The sequence below is a fragment of the Enterovibrio norvegicus genome (assembly GCF_002876705.1).
Lineage (GTDB): Bacteria > Pseudomonadota > Gammaproteobacteria > Enterobacterales > Vibrionaceae > Enterovibrio > Enterovibrio norvegicus_B.
On record NZ_MDAG01000066.1, the window covers coordinates 1 to 308 of the forward strand.

1 protein-coding gene is annotated in these 308 nt (G+C 54.9%); it reads left to right on the forward strand.

Annotated features, from left to right (window positions below; translation table 11 throughout):
• Positions 1–308 (forward strand): VCBS domain-containing protein (locus BCT27_RS22855; RefSeq protein ID WP_198597614.1); only part of this gene is annotated, 308 nt, incomplete at both ends.

Genomic DNA, 308 nt, shown 5'->3' on the forward strand with positions numbered 1-308 from the left:
GACAATGTCTCTATCGACGGTGATTACGGTACCTTCACACTCACTGACGGTAACTGGACCTACACGGTCGATCCGGCCAAAGCAGAATCATTAAACGATGACCAAACCGAGCAAGAAACCTTCACACTGACGGCGTCGGACGGCACGGTGCAACAAATTACCGTCGATGTCACGGGCGCAGATGATGCAGCAGTGATCACGGGTGATAGCACGGCAAGCATTACCGAAGATGCCGGCGCACAAACCGCGTCAGGCACCATCACGATCACCGATGCGGACACTGGCGATACGCCAACCATTCCGAATGG